The sequence below is a fragment of the Aliivibrio salmonicida LFI1238 genome, from assembly GCF_000196495.1.
GTDB lineage: Bacteria > Pseudomonadota > Gammaproteobacteria > Enterobacterales > Vibrionaceae > Aliivibrio > Aliivibrio salmonicida.
Genome location: NC_011312.1, coordinates 755,354 through 772,076 on the forward strand (window position 1 = coordinate 755,354; position 16,723 = coordinate 772,076).

Annotated in this window: 8 protein-coding genes; 4 read left to right on the forward strand and 4 right to left on the reverse strand. The window is 39.7% G+C overall.

What is annotated here, in order from left to right; genetic code table 11:
- Positions 1-6: 6 nt before the first annotated feature.
- The gene (locus VSAL_RS03830) at positions 7-882 is read right to left on the reverse strand and encodes a LysR substrate-binding domain-containing protein (RefSeq protein ID WP_012549483.1); all 876 of its coding nucleotides are present in this window, start codon (positions 880-882) and stop codon (positions 7-9) included.
- A gap of 135 nt (positions 883-1,017) precedes the next feature.
- Here VSAL_RS03830 and VSAL_RS03835 point away from each other — a divergent pair, with 135 nt between their 5' ends.
- The 4 genes from VSAL_RS03835 to recD all read left to right on the forward strand — a co-directional run bounded on the left by VSAL_RS03835 (position 1,018) and on the right by recD (position 11,448).
- Positions 1,018-2,007 (forward strand): TDT family transporter, encoded by a 990-nt coding sequence (locus VSAL_RS03835; protein ID WP_012549484.1) that lies wholly within the window; start codon positions 1,018-1,020, stop codon positions 2,005-2,007.
- Between the two features lie 80 nt (positions 2,008-2,087).
- Complete coding sequence (gene recC, locus VSAL_RS03840; RefSeq protein WP_012549485.1) at positions 2,088-5,471, forward strand: exodeoxyribonuclease V subunit gamma; 3,384 nt, start codon at positions 2,088-2,090, stop codon at positions 5,469-5,471.
- A 333-nt stretch (positions 5,472-5,804) separates the two neighbouring features.
- Positions 5,805-9,431, forward strand: a complete 3,627-nt coding sequence (recB, locus tag VSAL_RS03845; RefSeq protein WP_012549486.1) for an exodeoxyribonuclease V subunit beta — start codon at positions 5,805-5,807, stop codon at positions 9,429-9,431.
- Positions 9,424-11,448 carry an exodeoxyribonuclease V subunit alpha gene (recD, locus tag VSAL_RS03850; protein WP_012549487.1) on the forward strand — a complete coding sequence of 675 codons (2,025 nt, stop codon included), beginning with the start codon at positions 9,424-9,426 and terminating at the stop codon, positions 11,446-11,448. The genes recB and recD overlap by 8 nt, the downstream gene beginning before the upstream one ends.
- A gap of 210 nt (positions 11,449-11,658) precedes the next feature.
- On the opposite strand, the gene VSAL_RS03855 is transcribed toward recD, so the two are convergent.
- The 3 genes from VSAL_RS03855 to argA all read right to left on the reverse strand — a co-directional run bounded on the left by VSAL_RS03855 (position 11,659) and on the right by argA (position 16,695).
- Positions 11,659-12,993 carry an anaerobic C4-dicarboxylate transporter family protein gene (locus VSAL_RS03855; RefSeq protein WP_012549488.1) on the reverse strand — a complete coding sequence of 445 codons (1,335 nt, stop codon included), beginning with the start codon at positions 12,991-12,993 and terminating at the stop codon, positions 11,659-11,661.
- 98 nt (positions 12,994-13,091) lie between these two features.
- Positions 13,092-14,474 (reverse strand): argininosuccinate lyase, encoded by a 1,383-nt coding sequence (gene argH / locus VSAL_RS03860; protein ID WP_012549489.1) that lies wholly within the window; start codon positions 14,472-14,474, stop codon positions 13,092-13,094.
- An 880-nt stretch (positions 14,475-15,354) separates the two neighbouring features.
- The gene (argA, locus tag VSAL_RS03865) at positions 15,355-16,695 is read right to left on the reverse strand and encodes an amino-acid N-acetyltransferase (RefSeq protein ID WP_044583189.1); all 1,341 of its coding nucleotides are present in this window, start codon (positions 16,693-16,695) and stop codon (positions 15,355-15,357) included.
- Positions 16,696-16,723 lie beyond the last annotated feature (28 nt).

The following is a 16,723-nucleotide window of genomic DNA, read 5'->3' on the forward strand; positions in this document are numbered from 1 at the left end:
GCCTCATTAACGTTGAATAAAAGTCATAAAATACTGCAATAATGGCGTTTGATATTTTTCTTTATGAACCAATAACCAATAAGGACGAGTCAATTTCTTTTCATAAGGAAGCTGAACTAACCGTCCATCATTAATCGAATTTTGAGCGGCTAATTGAGATAAACATGCGAGCCCCATATTTTCAGAGCAGCAATTAATAATGGCTTCGGTGGTGTGAAGCTGTAAGGACTCATGCCAATCATTTAAATTGGATGCAATATGATTAAGGAAATACTCCCGGCTACCAGATCCTTCTTCTCTTAATAACCAAGTTGAGTGTTCTAAGTCTTCTAATGTAATTATGTTCTGCATAGCTAACGGGTGAGAAGGGGCGCATACTATGTACATGTCATCCTGTTGCCATTCAATCATGTTTAGCTTGGGGTGATGTGCTTTCCCTTCAACTAAGCCAATATCGAGTTTGAATTCCAACAGTCGATTAATGATTTGAGCGGTATTTGAAATAAATAACTGTTGAATATCACAAGGGTGTTGTTGTTGGAATTTACTCAGTAAAACTGGTGCGATATGATTACCAATCGTATCACTGGCACCAATGTTTAATGAACCAGTCAACTGACTATCAGCAGTGAATTGATGCTCGATAGCTTCAGCTCGTTCTAGTAATTCATCCGCTAAAGGAAGGAGTTGGCGGCCTTCACTATTTAACACTAAGCGATTATTTACGCGATCAAATACTTTGTAACCCAAATTCTTTTCAAGTTCAGACAATGAAAGGCTCACCGCAGGTTTTGTAATAAACAGTCGCTCAGCCGCTTTCGTCATTGTTTTTTCTTGAGCAATTGCCGTAAATACATTGAGTTGTTTTAGTGAAATTCTCATGACAGGAAGTCCTAAATACTAATAGATCATCATCGTTAAGTTTATTTTAACGTAGTCTTTAGTTTATTCAAATTTTATTAATGGTTGTCTGGTAGTAAACTGGCTTCATCGTTAAATAGTAAAGAGAACAATGTCATGCTTAATTACACAAAACAAAAAGTAGTAGGCGCACCAACACCAATGGCAGGGTTAGCTCTTGGGATCGCAAGTTTAGGCTGGTGTTGGGAGAATGCTCTTCCTTTCCATGGATATGCTCAATGGATTTCAGCAGCAATAGCTTCCGTATTGTTACTTGTTTTAGCGATTAAATTTTTATTACACCCAGCAGTATTGTGGAGTGAGCTTGCACATCCTGTTGTCGGTAGTGTTGCCCCAACGTTTGCTATGGGGACGATGGTCGTATCGAGCAGTGTGGGACATTTTTATCCAGCCGCTGGTGATGCTTTATGGCTTGCTGCAATTGCACTTCATCTTATTTTCTTAATCTCTTTTATTTATCATCGAGCAAAAGACTTTGAATTACATCACATGGTGCCAAGTTGGTTTGTACCACCAGTTGGTTTAGTTGTGGCGGATGTTTCTTTTTCTGGTAACCCTACATTAGCACCAGTAGCGCATTGGATATTAATGTTTGGATTAATCATTTATGCCATCATGCTACCAATCATGATTTATCGTTTAATGTTTTGTCATGAAATACCAGATGCTGCAAAACCAACGATTGCAATTATGGCAGCACCAGCAAGTTTATCATTAGCGGGTTACCTAACAGTCACTGCTTCACCATCACCAGTGATTATTGCGCTTTTATTCGGTATTGCAGTATTAATGACAAGCGTAATTTACATGGCTTTCTTTAAATTAATGAGACTGCCATTTAGCCCTGGCTATGCTGCATTTACCTTCCCAATGGTGATTGGTGCAACGGCATTATTTAAAACGGCGAATTGGATGTTATCTCAAGGTGTAGTTGCTGATTATGTCTACCAAGTCAGAATGCTTGCCGTTGTTGAATTAGTGGTAGCAACCTGTGTTGTTAGTTATGTTGCTGTCCATTATCTAGCTCACTATCGTCCGATTACTCGCATGGTAAATCGCTTAGCAAATCCTAAACACGCACACTAAATTCGTAATCTTTTTCTCTTAAAACACATCCAGTTACGTTAAGCTATAGAGACTTTCATTTCTTTATAAGCGAGCTGGGTGTGTTTACTGTTTATCATTCAAATCAACTTGATGTTCTTAAATCTCTTGTCGTTGAATTAATTCGTCTAAACCCTCTTGATAACCCATTTGAGCAAGAGCAAATTCTCGTTCAAAGTCCGGGTATGTCGCAATGGCTTAAAATCGAACTCGCCAAAGAGTTAGGCATTGCCGCCAATCTTACCTTTCCACTTCCTGCTACTTTTATTTGGGACTTGTTTACTCAGGTTCTGGATGACGTGCCAAAGCGCAGTGCTTTTAATAAAGAAGCCATGACGTGGAAGATAGTGACGTTATTACCAGAGTTATTAAAACAAGATGAATTTGCGCCACTGCAACGCTATTTAGAAAATGATGACAAACAATTGAAGTGCTACCAACTCGCTGCAAAAATTGCCGATATCTTTGACCAATATTTAGTATTCCGCCCAGAATGGATCCAAAAATGGGAAGCGGGTGAAGAGGTTATAGAATTAGAAGGCGAACATCCTTGGCAGCCTATTTTATGGCAAGCCTTGTATGACCAAACCTTGGCGCTGGGTCATTCACCTTATCATCGTGCCAATATGTTCGAGCATTTTATTGAAACCCTAGAAAATTATCTGCAAACGGGAACCTTGCCAAAAGGCATGCCTAAGCGTTTATTTGTGGTGGGTATCACTTCATTGCCTCCTCGTTATTTAGATGCGCTAGCGGCTCTTGGGCAACATATTGATGTGCATTTAATGTTTACCAACCCATGTCAACATTATTGGGGTGATTTACGTGATAATAAATACCTAGCAAAATTAGATCGTCAAAATCGAATAGCTAAACGTTTATCATCAGATTTATCTACACTAGAAAATGATGATAGTGATTTATTTACAAACAAATCAGAGAATTCTTTATTAGCGTCATGGGGTAAGTTAGGTAGGGATAACTTTCAATTACTGTTAGATTTAGAACCGAATGAATATAAAATTTTTGTGCCAACAGGAAGGGAAGATCTTCTACATTCTATCCAATCTGATATTTTAAATTTAGAAGAACGCAGTCGTGATGATGTGCTTGATAACAGTGAGCACAAGCAACCAATCAGCCCTGATGACCGTTCGATTCTTTTGCATTCATGTCATAGCCCAATGCGTGAAGTAGAAGTTTTACACGATCAATTATTGGATATGTTTGCCAATGATCCAGAATTAAAACCTCGCGATATTATTGTGATGGTAGCAGATATCAATGTGTACAGTGCGGCGATCCAAGCCGTCTTTGGTAACGCAGCATTCGATCGCTACATTCCTTTTGCTATTTCCGATCAAAGTGCCGAGCAAGAAAACCCAGTGCTATTGGCTTTTATGAATTTGATGGCGTTGCCTGAAAATCGTTGTGGTTTGTCAGAGCTATTAAGTTTGTTGGAAGTTCCTGCGGTCATGTCACGTTTTAAATTTAATGCCGAGCAGTTTGAAATAGTAAAACGATGGGCAGAAGAAACCGGCATTCGCTGGGGATTGGATAACAGCACCTCTGCGCATTTTGATCTTCCTGAACATAATCAAAATTCATGGTTATTTGGTATTCAGAGAATGTTGCTTGGTTATGCGATGGAGCAAGACGCGGGCTTATTTGAAGGCATGGCGAGCTACGAACAAGTGCAAGGCATGAATGCCGAAATAGCAGGTAACTTAGCGCACTTTATTGATCAGCTTTTGACTTATCAGATTACCCTAGGCCAAGCGCAAAAAATTAATGCATGGCGCACCATTATTAACCAACTAATGGACGATTTTTTACTTGTTGAATTAGAAGGTGAACTGGTCGTTAAAAGCATTCGAGATCAATTGCAAAAACTGGAAGAAAATCTTGAAGACGCCGGATTTGATGCACCAATCTCTGCACCAATTATTAATAATTACCTAAAAAACAATTTATCAGGAGGAAAAGCGAGTCAGCGTTTCTTAGCGGGGAAAGTAAATTTCTGTACCTTAATGCCAATGCGCTCAATTCCATTTGATGTGATCTGTTTACTTGGTATGACGGATGGGTCTTATCCGCGAACGATGCCGGTTGAAGGTTTCGATTTAATGCAGAAACGAATGAAGCCGGGTGACCGTTCTCGTCGAGATGATGATAGATATTTATTTTTAGAAGCACTGCAATCGGCGAATAAAGCGTTTTATCTCAGCTATATAGGTCGTTCTATTCGAGATAATACAGAAAAAGCCCCTTCTGTTTTGGTGAGTGAACTGCTTGAATATTGTCAGCAAAGTTATTGTCTAGATGGCGATAGTGAGCTGAACCCTGAAGAGTCTGCTAAACACCTAGTTAAAAAATTAACAATAGAACATCCATTAGTCCCATATAGCCAACAGAGTTTTGTGGGTGATAACACCAGTTATGCCAGTGAATGGTTACCAACCGCAAAACTAGAAGGCCAAGCCGCGCCAGAATTCCAAACTGAACCTTTAGTGTTTGCACCAGAATCAAAAGAGCTTGAATTAACCGAACTACAACGCTTTTGGCGCTTGCCTGTCGCCTATTTCTTTAACCGTGGTTTAAAAGTATTTTTTGAAACGGTAGAGAGCCGAGTTGAAGATGATGAACCGTTTTCTATTGATGGTCGTACTGGTTATGGAATGAAATCAGAATTGCTAGAAGAGTTATTGGCCTATGATGATCCTAACCAAGTATTTCAACTAAGTCGTGAGTTTTATCAGCAACAAAAAGCGCAAGGAAAATTACCGATTGGTAGCTTTGGTGAGATCGCGGCAGACAAAGAAGTGAACACGGTAAAAGAGTTAGTGGATCATATTCAGCCATTAACGACATCACCATTAGAGGATCAAGAAGTGCGTTTACGCTTTACTTTTCCTCATGGTGAGATGGAATTACAAGGCTGGCTAAAGCAGCGTTATAAAGAAGGAATGCTGCGTTATCGTGGTGGTAAAATTCGTTCTCATGAAGTCTTAGCAACGTGGATTGATCATCTGTGTTTGTGTGCCATGAAGCAACAGCAATTTACTCACCTCTTTGGGACCGATGCGATATATCATTTTGAGCCAATTGAAACAGAAAAAGCGTATCAACATTTAGAAGTGATATTAAGCCTTTATATTTCTGGTAACTGTGCGCCATTGCCTTATTTACCAAAAGCCGCGTTGGCCGGGCTAGAAGCACACATTGATAAAAAAGGTGTGTGGAATGACGATGATGAAACCCATGAAAAAGCACTGAAAAAAATGGCTGATGAATACAGTGGAACTCGTTACGCGGGTGAAAACAGCAATGATTATGTCATGCGTATGTGGCCCGAGTGGAATGACGAATTAGGTCAGACTATTTTTGATAATGCGAAAAATGTATTACATGATGCCTTGTTACACAGTGAGAAAGAAAAACTGTAATTTAAAACAAAGCAATGCTTAGGAAAGAAGGTATAGAAGAAGCACGGAAGAAAAGAGTAGGGTGGCCGCGAGTAAATCATTTTTAGTGTAGGGCGTTCGCTGTACGGCCACAGGTCAGAGGTTGACCGAATCCTTTAATACAAATGCACATTTAATGGGCTCTTTGTAAGTGGCGCTGAGTGTAACAAAGCATAAAAAGTGAACCGTGAGAAAGATCTCACATTGGTCGCTTTATTAATTTTATTATCGTTGTTCCTAATGAACTTCGATATGGGTCACACAAATAGTCTGTAAAAACAGAGTGTTGATGATAAATAAAAATGGTGATGTTCGATGACGACAATCGCAGCTCCAAATCAATTGAATGCAATGACGTTTCCTTTACATGGGACACGTTTAATTGAAGCTTCCGCAGGTACTGGTAAAACCTTTACCATTGCCAGTTTATATCTACGTTTACTATTAGGGCATGGTGATGAGAACAGTCGCCATAGTGAAGAATTAACCGTAGATAAAATACTGGTAGTGACTTTTACGGAAGCGGCAACCGCAGAATTAAGAGAACGTATTCGAGCTAAGATCCATGATGCTCGTTTAGCGTTTGCTCGTGCTGTGCATAAAAGTGATTATAAGAGTGGCGATCCCGTTATTGACCCGTTATTAGCGGCTATTTCTGATCATAAGTCGGCAGCACACATATTATTGAATGCTGAACGCAGTATGGATGAAGCCTCAATCTTTACCATTCATGGCTTTTGCCAGCGCATGCTAACCCAAAATGCCTTTGAATCTGGTGCCCAGTTCGAAAGTGAATTTGTCACCGACCAAGCCAAATTAATGCACCAAGTGGCCGCAGATTTTTGGCGTCGTAGTTTTTATCATCTGCCAAAAATGGTGGCTGAAAGTGTTTACGATTGCTGGCCAAGCCCTTCTGCATTATTAGGTGATATGGGCAATAGTCTTACTGGTGTCCCAAAGCATTTAACGGTTGAGCCATTAGAGAAGTCATTAGAAGATTTCTGTCAGCAAGGCATTGCTCGTATTGATGAATTAAAAAAACAGTGGTCAGAACATTGTGTAGATTTTGAAGCGCTAATTTCAGGTTCAGGTGTTGATAAACGCAGTTACACTAAAAAGAATTTACCAAATTGGTTGGATCAAGTGTCAATATGGGCAAGTAATCCAACGACTTCGCTGCAAATTCATGACAAATTAGAAAAGTTTTCTCAATCGTTATTAATTGATAAAACCAAAAAAGGCGAAGCACCAGAACACGCAGTATTTAAATTAATTGATGACTTTTTAGCGCAACCATTAGAAATAAAACAGCCGTTGTTGTCATTAGCCATTCATAAGTGCCGAGAAACCTTACAGCAAGCAAAAGAGCAGAAGAACTGGTTATCGTTTGATGACTTGCTGACTCAATTGTCGGCTGCAACCAAAAATCAAGAGAACGCTTTACTGCTAGAAAAGATCCGCGAGCAATACCCAATTGCCTTGATTGATGAATTCCAAGATACCGATCCACTTCAATATTCTATTTTTAATACCATCTATCAAGATCAATCACAGTGTGGTTTGTTCATGATTGGCGATCCAAAGCAGGCTATTTATGCTTTCCGTGGCGCAGATATATTTACTTATATTCAGGCTCGTCGCCAAGTGGCGGATCACTACACTCTTGATACTAACTGGCGATCAACTGCCGATATGGTGTCGTCAGTAAACCGTATTTTTGAGCATGGTAAACAACCGTTTTTATACGATGATGATATTCCGTTTTATCCGGTGAAATATAATCCGATTAATGCGGAACAAAAATCGTGGTCGTTAGATAATCAAACTCAGCCTGCAATGACGTTTTGGTTACAAGAAAGCAAAGATGGTAACCCGATAAACAAAGGCAATTACCAACGAGTAATGGCGGAATCGACGGCGGCGCAAATTCAAACCATTTTGACCGGATCTCAACAAGGGTCTGCGCACCTGCAAAATGGAGAGAAAAAAGAAGCGATTAAAGCCGGGAATATTGCCGTACTGGTTCGTACTGGTAAAGAAGGGAAATTGGTTCGTGAAGCCTTATCAAAGCAAGGTATTGCGAGTGTTTATTTATCTAACCGAGACAGTGTGTTTTCTTCTCCTTTAGCTAAAGACATTTTACGTTTATTGCAGGCTGCAATGACGCCAACGGATGCACGAGCGGTTCGTTCTGCATTAGCCTCGTCTTTGTTTGCTTATACGGCCGATCAACTACATCAATTTAATGTCGATGAAATGCAGTGGGAATTAGCCGTTAATGAGTTCCGCACCTACCGTAAGCATTGGTTACAACGTGGCATCATGCCTATGTTGCATCAAATTATTACTCAACAAGGTATTTCAGAGCGTTTATTAGCTGAAAATGGCGGCGAACGTCATTTAACTGATTTACTTCATATTGGTGAATTATTACAACAAACAAGCCAAACCCTCGACAGTGATTATGGATTGTTGCGTTGGTTATCTGATGCGATTTCTGAACCTAATGGTGATGCTGAAGAGCAAACGGTACGTTTAGAATCTGAGCGTAATTTGGTGCAGATCGTGACGATTCATAAATCAAAAGGGTTGGAATACGATCTCGTCTTTTTGCCTTTTGTTTGCTCCTATCGAGCCGTGGATAAAAAAGGCGAAGTTAGCTTTTATGATGAAGACAATCGTTATTCTGTCTTAGATTTATTAAAGGAAGATGAGTCGGTCGAAAAAGCCGAGAAAGAACGCTTAGCAGAAGATTTACGCTTAATTTATGTTGCGCTAACTCGTGCTGTTTACGCTTGTTATATTGGCATGGCACCTATCGGTAAAGGCACATCGAAAAAACCACCAACGGGTGTACACCTTTCTGGTTTAGGGTATTTAATCCAACAAGCGGATGAATGTGATATTGCTGAGCTTCAAGCGTGCCTTGAAAAATTAATAGCAGGCAATTCGCCTATGGTGATCCAGTCACCTCAAACCTTAAGTGATGTGCTTTATAAAGAGACAGAAGACAACTTATTCGCATTAACAGCCAACAAATTGAGTAAGCCTGTGAAAAGTAATTGGTGGATGACCAGTTATTCGGGTTTGGTGAAACAAGGTAACCATCATAACGATTCGTCATTAGAATTGATTAATTTGGATGTGGATTCCGCTGAAGATAAAGACGACAAAGAGTTAGATTTAGAGCCAGAGCGAACGATATTTACTTTCCCTCGTGGTGCGAGAGCGGGTACGTTTTTACACTCATTGTTTGAAGAGGTTGAATTTACTCAACCAATTAACAGCGAAGAAAATACACAAATAATCATCAAGCTATTAGAAAAAGAAAACTACGATGTGGAATGGTTAGACGTCGTTCAAAGCATGATGCAACGCGTGCTCGATTGTCCGTTGGATGGTCACGATTTACGATTGGCAACCAAAGGCCCAACTCAACGTTTGGTTGAAATGGAGTTTTTATTGCCGATAACGCTATTGAACTCAAGCTTGGTCAATAAAACCATCGCTAAACACGATGAAGTCTCTGCACGTGCGGGTGAGTTAGGCTTTTCTACCGTGAGTGGAATGTTGAAAGGCTTTATCGATTTAGTGTTTGAGCATGAAGGCAAATATTACGTTCTCGATTGGAAATCTAACCATTTAGGCGATTCTCCAGAATGCTACGGCGGTGACGCTTTAATTGAAGCAATGCGAGATCATCGTTATGACTTCCAATATCAGCTGTATGCTTTAGCGTTGCATCGATTCTTGAAAAGTCGTATTGCCGATTATAATTACGACACTCATTTTGGTGGAGCGTATTATATTTTCTTGCGTGGTATTGAAGAGAGTCATGAGGGGCATGATAGCAATTCAAATGGGGTCTTTTATTCAAAACCAAGTGAAGTGTTATTAGAAGAATTAGAGCAATTGGTAAATGGAGAAACAGTCGATGCTTAAGCAATTACAACACTTAATGGCTCATGGTGTACTTCGCCCATTGGATCTTCAATTTGCTAAGTTTTTAGGCCAACAGGAAAAGAACAGCGATAAAAACTTAATCATGTTGCTCGCAGCAATGACTAGCCATGAGTTAGGTAAAGGCCATGTGTGTATTGATATCGAGCAAGTAGAGCAAGGTGATCTGTTTACGTTGCCTGCAAAATATCGTGATGCATTGTTAGCGTTAGTACCAGAGAAAAATCAGTGGATTAGTGAGTTATCTGCGGCATCGACGATATCTAATGGCACAGAAGCAACGCCACTAGCCTTTGATGGAACTCGTTTGTATTTACAACGTTATTGGTCGTTTGAACAGCGTGTTGCCAACCGTATAACTAAAGCGGCGCAAAGTGTGGCGGTAAACGCTCAGTTATCGAATACATTGGATGAGCTATTTGCTCGCCAATACCATTTTTTATTCAGTGGGCTTAAAAAATTAGAGAATAATAATCAAGTATCTCGTCAGCAATTAGTGTGCGATATGCTCGATGTTGTGGGATCTAGTTCTAGTGAGTTAGATTGGCAAGCGATTGATGGGGTTTTACTCTCAGCCACTAAGTCTTCAGAATTAGAGCCGCTGGATAACTTAATCCCAACCAAACACTGTGTGAATTGGCAGAAAGTTGCGGCAGCGGTAGCGTTAACTCGTCGATTCTCGGTGATCTCTGGTGGTCCAGGAACGGGTAAAACAACCACGGTTACCAAGCTTTTGGCTTCCCTAGTGACTCAAGCTCAGCAAGATAATAAAAGCATCGCAATTAAGTTAGTTGCTCCAACGGGTAAAGCGGCAGCGCGTTTGACTGAATCCATTGGTCAAGCGGTGCAATCTATTGGTTTAGCACCAGAAGTAAAAGAAGCGATCCCGACAGACGCAAGTACGCTGCATCGCTTGCTTGGTTATATTCCAAACCAAGTGGATTTTCGTCATAACAAAAGCAATCCATTACACCTTGATGTATTGGTGGTGGATGAAGCCTCGATGGTCGATTTACCTATGATGGCCCGACTACTCGATGCGGTACCAGAACACGCGCGTGTTATTTTATTGGGCGATAAAGATCAGCTAGCCTCGGTTGAAGCGGGAGCGGTGTTAGGTGATATCTGTCAATTTACTAAAATGGGTTACAGCCAGAATCAAGCACAACAATTATCTCAATTAACAGGCTATGCTTTGCCTGTGCAATCGCACAATAACGCGGTCGCCGATAGCTTGTGTATGCTGCAAAAGAGTTACCGTTTTGATGCGCGCTCAGGGATTGGACAATTAGCTAAAGCCATTAATGAAGGCTGTAAATTTAAAGTAGAAGCGGTGTGGGCCAAAGGGTTCTCTGATATTCGTTTTCATGATTTAAGTAATGACAGCTATAACGCAATGATCACCATGATGGTGAATGGCTATCGCAGTTATTTAGGTCATATCCATGCGGGCGATAAACCAGAAGTGGCACTAAAAGCCTTTAGCCAAATTCAATTATTGTGTGCAATGCGCGAAGGGGACTTTGGGGTTGTAGGACTTAATCAACGAATTGAAAAAGGATTAAGAAAATCTGATTTGATTCCTCATGGTGATGAAGTGTGGTATTCCGGTCGCCCGGTGATGGTGACTCAAAATGATTATGGCGTAGGTCTTTATAATGGTGATATTGGTATTGCGATGCCAGATCCTGTTGATCAACGTTTACGTGTTTATTTTGATATGCCAGATGGTTCGATTCGTGGAGTATTACCAAGTCAATTACCAGAGCATGAAACCGTGTATGCGATGACGATTCATAAATCTCAAGGGTCTGAGTTTGAACATACAGTTTTAGCTTTACCTGCTGAGTTCAGCCCAATCTTAACGCGAGAGTTGATTTATACGGGTGTCACACGAGCTAAGAAAAAACTCGATCTGTTCGCAACAGAGAAAGTGGTGGCGAGAGGTGTAATGATTAAAACTCAGAGAAACAGTGGATTAGCTGCGTTGATGAGCTAAATAAATACAGTGATTAACCTTAATATATTTGATGATATTGAGGATTTCATTATTAATATTGATTACGAGATTATATTTGTAGCCTATTTTTATGCTGCTAACAATCAGTAGAGTCCATCTAAAAATAGACCACCAATTTTAGTTGGTAGTCTATTTTATATAGCGATGCATTTATTAATAACGTATCGATTCTAGCAAAGAGTGCAAACGTTAAAAAACAATTTTTGAAATGAAGTAACCAGCAGTTACCGATGAAATAACCATGACAAAACCAGGAAGTATGTAACTATGGTTTATAACATAAGTGCCTAATCGGGTTGTGCCTGTACGGTCAAAAGATAAACAACCAATTTGACCTGTACCTGGAACTATGAAATCTCCACAGGTTGCAGGGTATAGTGCAACGAGTAAACCAGGAGGGATCCCCATTGCTGCGCCAAGGGGCATTAATGCAGAAACAGTTGCTGATGGGCTAAAGATAACCGCAGAAAAACAGAACAAAATCAAACCGAACATCATTGGTGCTGTTTCTACCATACCTTCAAAGGTTGTTTCAAAGAATGGCTGGTAAGCATTGAAGAACGTTCCTGTCATCCAAGAAATACCGAATACACCCACGACACCAATAAGACCAGAACGGAATACTGATCCTGATGCAAACTTGTCACTTGGTACTTTGGCAAACACGATGATAAATAATGCACTGGCTAACATCACCATTTGGATTAGCATCGGTGTAGATAGTACAACCGTTTTACCGTCAATATCCCAAGATGGTAGTAGGCTCTTAAAAGTACCAAATAAAATAACAGTAGCAACACCTAATCCGAACACAAGTACGCTTGCCTTAACCCCTGTTGACGGTTTGTATTCTTCTTCTGGTGAATTGACATCTTCATGAATAAGTTGATATTCACCTGATGCGACGCGACGCTGAAATTCAGGATCTTGCTCAAGTTCTAAACCACGCTTGTATACGAATGCACAGCCGCATAATGCCCCAATTAAAAATGCAGGCATACTAACGGCAAGGATTTGGAAGAAGGATACGTCATAAAGAGAAAGTGAGGCGATCATACCTGCTGTTGCAGCACTCATTGGGCTTGCTGTAATCGCAATACCTGAAGCTATAACAGCCATTGACATAGGACGCTCTGGGCGGATTTTTGCTTCAGCAGCAACTTCGGCAATAACTGGATAAACTGCGAATGCTACATAAGATGTACCACAAAAAATAACAAACATTGAGGAAATTAAAGGGCCGAGAAATGTAATAGCACTCGGCTTCTTACGAAGAAGTTTTTCAGCGATACGAACTAAAAAATCGAGACCGCCAGCGCCTTGTAGTACGCTGGTACAAGCGATTACAGCGATAATGATTAGTAGTACCGTTACTGGAGGAGATGCAGGCTGTAGACCAAAACCTAAGACTAATAAACAGACACCTAAACCACCAGCGGCACCTAATCCAACTCCGCCAAATCGTCCGCCAATACCGATACAGCCTAAAACTACAGCAAGCTGTAGCCAAAAATCAATATTCATAAAGAAATACCTATCATACGGTTAAGTAGTTGTTAATAATTAAAAATAAGAAGGGAGGCTACTAGCCGAATTCCAGCGAGTAGCCTGTGTTGTTCTAATTAACCCGCAGTAACAATAGATTCAGCGTGTTGGATTTGGGCTTCAACAGCTTGTGGTGCAGTACCGCCATATGAGCCACGGGCAGATACGCAAGCTTCTAAAGTTATATTTTGATAGATGTCATCTTCAATTAGATTACTAAATGAACGGAATTCATCAATGGTTAGATCATCCAGTTTTTTGTCGTGTTTGATACAGTAATTAACCGTAGAACCGACAATATGGTGAGCTTCTCGGAAAGGTAATCCTTTACGTACTAAGTAATCAGCCATGTCAGTTGCGGTTGAGAAACCACGGTCTGCTGCATTGCGAGTGTTAGCTTCAATAATTATCATTTTTTCAATCATTGGCGTCATTACTTGAAGTGACAATTGTAGCGTATCCATTGAATCGTATACGGCTTCTTTATCTTCACTCATGTCTGTATTATAAGCCAGTGGTAGACCTTTCATTGTTGTTAATATGGCCATTAGGTTGCCGTACATACGACCGGTTTTACCACGAATTTTTTCTGCGATATCAGGATTTTTCTTTTGTGGCATAATACTTGAACCAGTACAGAAATCGTCTGATAGTTCAATAAACTTAAAGTCCTGACTAGAAAATAATACTATTTCTTCAGAGAGGCGACTTAGGTGCATAAAGCAAATTGCTGCTGTAGAGTTGAATTCGACCATATGATCGCGATCACTCACTGAGTCAATGCTATTTGGTGTAGGTTCATCAAAACCTAATAGTTCTGCAGTATAGAAGCGATCTATTGGGAAAGTTGTACCAGCTAATGCGGCGGCTCCTAGTGGGCATTGTCCCATACGTCTGTACAGATCTTGGAAACGAGAATAATCACGTTCTAACATCCAAAAATAAGCCATGATCCAATGTGAAAATAGAATTGGTTGGCCCGTTTGAAGGTGTGTATAACCAGGCATAATTACGTTAATTTCGCCTTTAGCACGCTGGATTATTATTTCTTGCATTTGACGAATAAGTGCGAGGTTCTCTTTAATCGTTGCTCGCATGTGTATTTTTGAATCGAGTGTAGTTTGGTCATTACGGCTACGGGCTGTATGTAGTTTCCCGCCGACAGAGCCTATAATCTCTGTCATGCGTTTCTCGATAGACATGTGAACATCTTCATCCGCTGTATCATAAACAAATGAACCTTCTTCTATTTCTTTTGCTACAGCTTGTAGGCCAGAAATAATCTGTTCAGCTTCTATTTGAGTGATTATTTTTTGTTTCTCCAGCATAGTAGCATGAGCAATACTTCCTTTAATATCTACTGGGAATAGACGTTTTTCAATTAAAATTGTTGCGTTGAATTCTTCAACAAGTTTATTTGTTGGTAGATCAAATCTACCACCCCATAATTTAGAAGACATATAAAACCTCGTATATAAACCAATGTTGTTAATGCAATGGTATAAAGTAAATGATAATTTAAAAATAATTATTAATACAGGCGTGACTAATTATCACGCTTTTAATTAATATAGGCATAACTGATTTATAATAGACATGAGATTAATATAGACGTATTTAGTTTTAATAGTTGCGTTTAATTAATATAGATACGGGTAATTACAACGAACGTATTTAATTAAGGCACAGCTAATTAAGCCAAATATAGCAAAATATTATAGGCATGACTAATTTATAATTGCGATTTATATTAATTTACTAAAAAAAACAGATGGTTAAACCCCTGCTTAAAATTCATAGAATTTAGTTATTCTTAGTTTCAATAAAACGACAATACTTGGAATGTTGATTAATAGTAATAAATATTTATATTAATCAATTTAGTAGGTTAGGTGATGGAATCGAAGTTTAAACGACGATAATTACCTTGAAACGTAAGGCGTACTGGCACGGGGAATCCTTTTAAATGTGCTGTCTTTGAGCGGATAATATATCTTTATTACGTGGTGTTATGTGTCCGGTATTAAATAAAAATAAAATTATCAGTTAATATTGAATTAATCTTTAAGGGGGCGTATTTATGTTATAAATAAGATACATATAATTAACACCACCTTTGTTTTTATATTGAATATTGAAGTGGTCCCTCATTAATAGAGGTATTTCTTTATTTTGTTTTTATAATTTTCATGATATGCAGTTATTGATGTTTATAAATGCATATTCTTTCTTCTATCGACATACTCTATGTTAATTTTTTAAATCCGGTAGGTTATTAAATCTTAAATCGCTAATTTTTACAGTAAAGGCCGCAGCTAAGTTATTTCGCTGCGGTATTTATTATTGAATTTTTAACACTAAGATCTTTGATTTACGTTGATAGTTATACAATTTTTGTTTTGTCATTGGTAATTGCGAGACATCAACTTCAACAAACCCTTGCTCTCTAAACCAATGAAGGCTACGAGTGGTAAGAACAAACAGTTGTAATAATTTAAATTGCTTGGCTTTAAAGCGTAAGCGATTGAGTAATGTGACTCCGCGATCTCCGTCTCGGTAATCAGGGTGAACCGCAACGCAGCCCATTTCAGCCATACCATCTTCAGGAAAAGGGTAAAGAGCGGCGCAAGCAATCACTAATCCGTCTTTTTCAATAATGGTAAATTGAGCGACTTCTTGTTCTAGTTGCTCACGAGATCGACGAACTAAAATCCCTTCTTCTTCTAATGGATGAATTAAATCCATAATACCACCAATGTCATCAATTTCAGCGTCACGAATTTGTTCAGAGCTGGCCATTACAACTTGGGTACCAATACCATCAAAAGAAAATAACTCTTGAATTAATGCCCCATCTTCTTTGTAACTAATAAGGTGGCTTCTTGGTACGCCCGCTTTACAAGCTGAAATTGCCCCCCTTAAAAAGCGCATGGTGCCCGTAGAGTTTCCATCTTTCGGGTTAAGATCCGTTTCTAATTTCCCAAGTATGGTTTCTGCTTCATTGGGAAATAGCTCGGCTAAAATATGACCTTGGTTATCAACAACACCTTGTTCAGAGCAAAACCCAATTAATTTATCTGCGTTTAATCGAATGGCTAATTGGGTCGCTACGTCTTCAGAGAGCAAGTTAAAACACTCCCCAGTGACGGAACTGGCGACAGGGCCAAGTAAGACGATGGATTGCTGGTCAAGCATACGGCTAATACCATTGGTATCGATACGGCGAACACGACCACTGTGGCAATAATCAATCCCATCATCAACGCCAAGCGGTTGGGCGATAATGAAGTTACCGCTGATAACGTTAATTTGTGCACCTGCCATTGGCGTGTTATTTAAACTCATGGATAGTCGAGCAGTAATATCAAGTTGTAATTGCCCTGCGATTTGCTTGACGAGTTCAAGGGTTTGCTCATCGGTGACTCGGATCCCTTTGTGAAAAGGCGCATGATGACCATTTTCTTTGAGTTGGGAGCGCATTTGAGGTCGAGTGCCGTAAACAATAACAATCCGTAACCCAAGAGAGTTTAGGAGAGCAATATCATTAACGATATTTGCAAAGTTTTGGTCAGCAATGGCTTCACCTCCAAGCATAATCACCACGGTTTTATCACGGTGAGCATTCACATAAGGTGCCGATTGGCGAAAGCCTTTAACTAAAGCAGTACTACGAAACTTCACACGATTCATCCATGAATAATTATTTATG

Excerpts from the sequence above, each read along its gene's own strand:
- VSAL_RS03830 (WP_012549483.1), bottom strand. The coding sequence starts at position 882 with ATGAGAATTTCACTAAAACAACTCAATGTATTTACGGCAATTGCTCAA.
- VSAL_RS03835 (WP_012549484.1), top strand. The coding sequence starts at position 1,018 with ATGCTTAATTACACAAAACAAAAAGTAGTAGGCGCACCAACACCAATG.
- recB (WP_012549486.1), top strand. The coding sequence starts at position 5,805 with ATGACGACAATCGCAGCTCCAAATCAATTGAATGCAATGACGTTTCCT.
- recD (WP_012549487.1), top strand. The coding sequence starts at position 9,424 with ATGCTTAAGCAATTACAACACTTAATGGCTCATGGTGTACTTCGCCCA.
- VSAL_RS03855 (WP_012549488.1), bottom strand. The coding sequence starts at position 12,993 with ATGAATATTGATTTTTGGCTACAGCTTGCTGTAGTTTTAGGCTGTATC.
- argH (WP_012549489.1), bottom strand. The coding sequence starts at position 14,474 with ATGTCTTCTAAATTATGGGGTGGTAGATTTGATCTACCAACAAATAAA.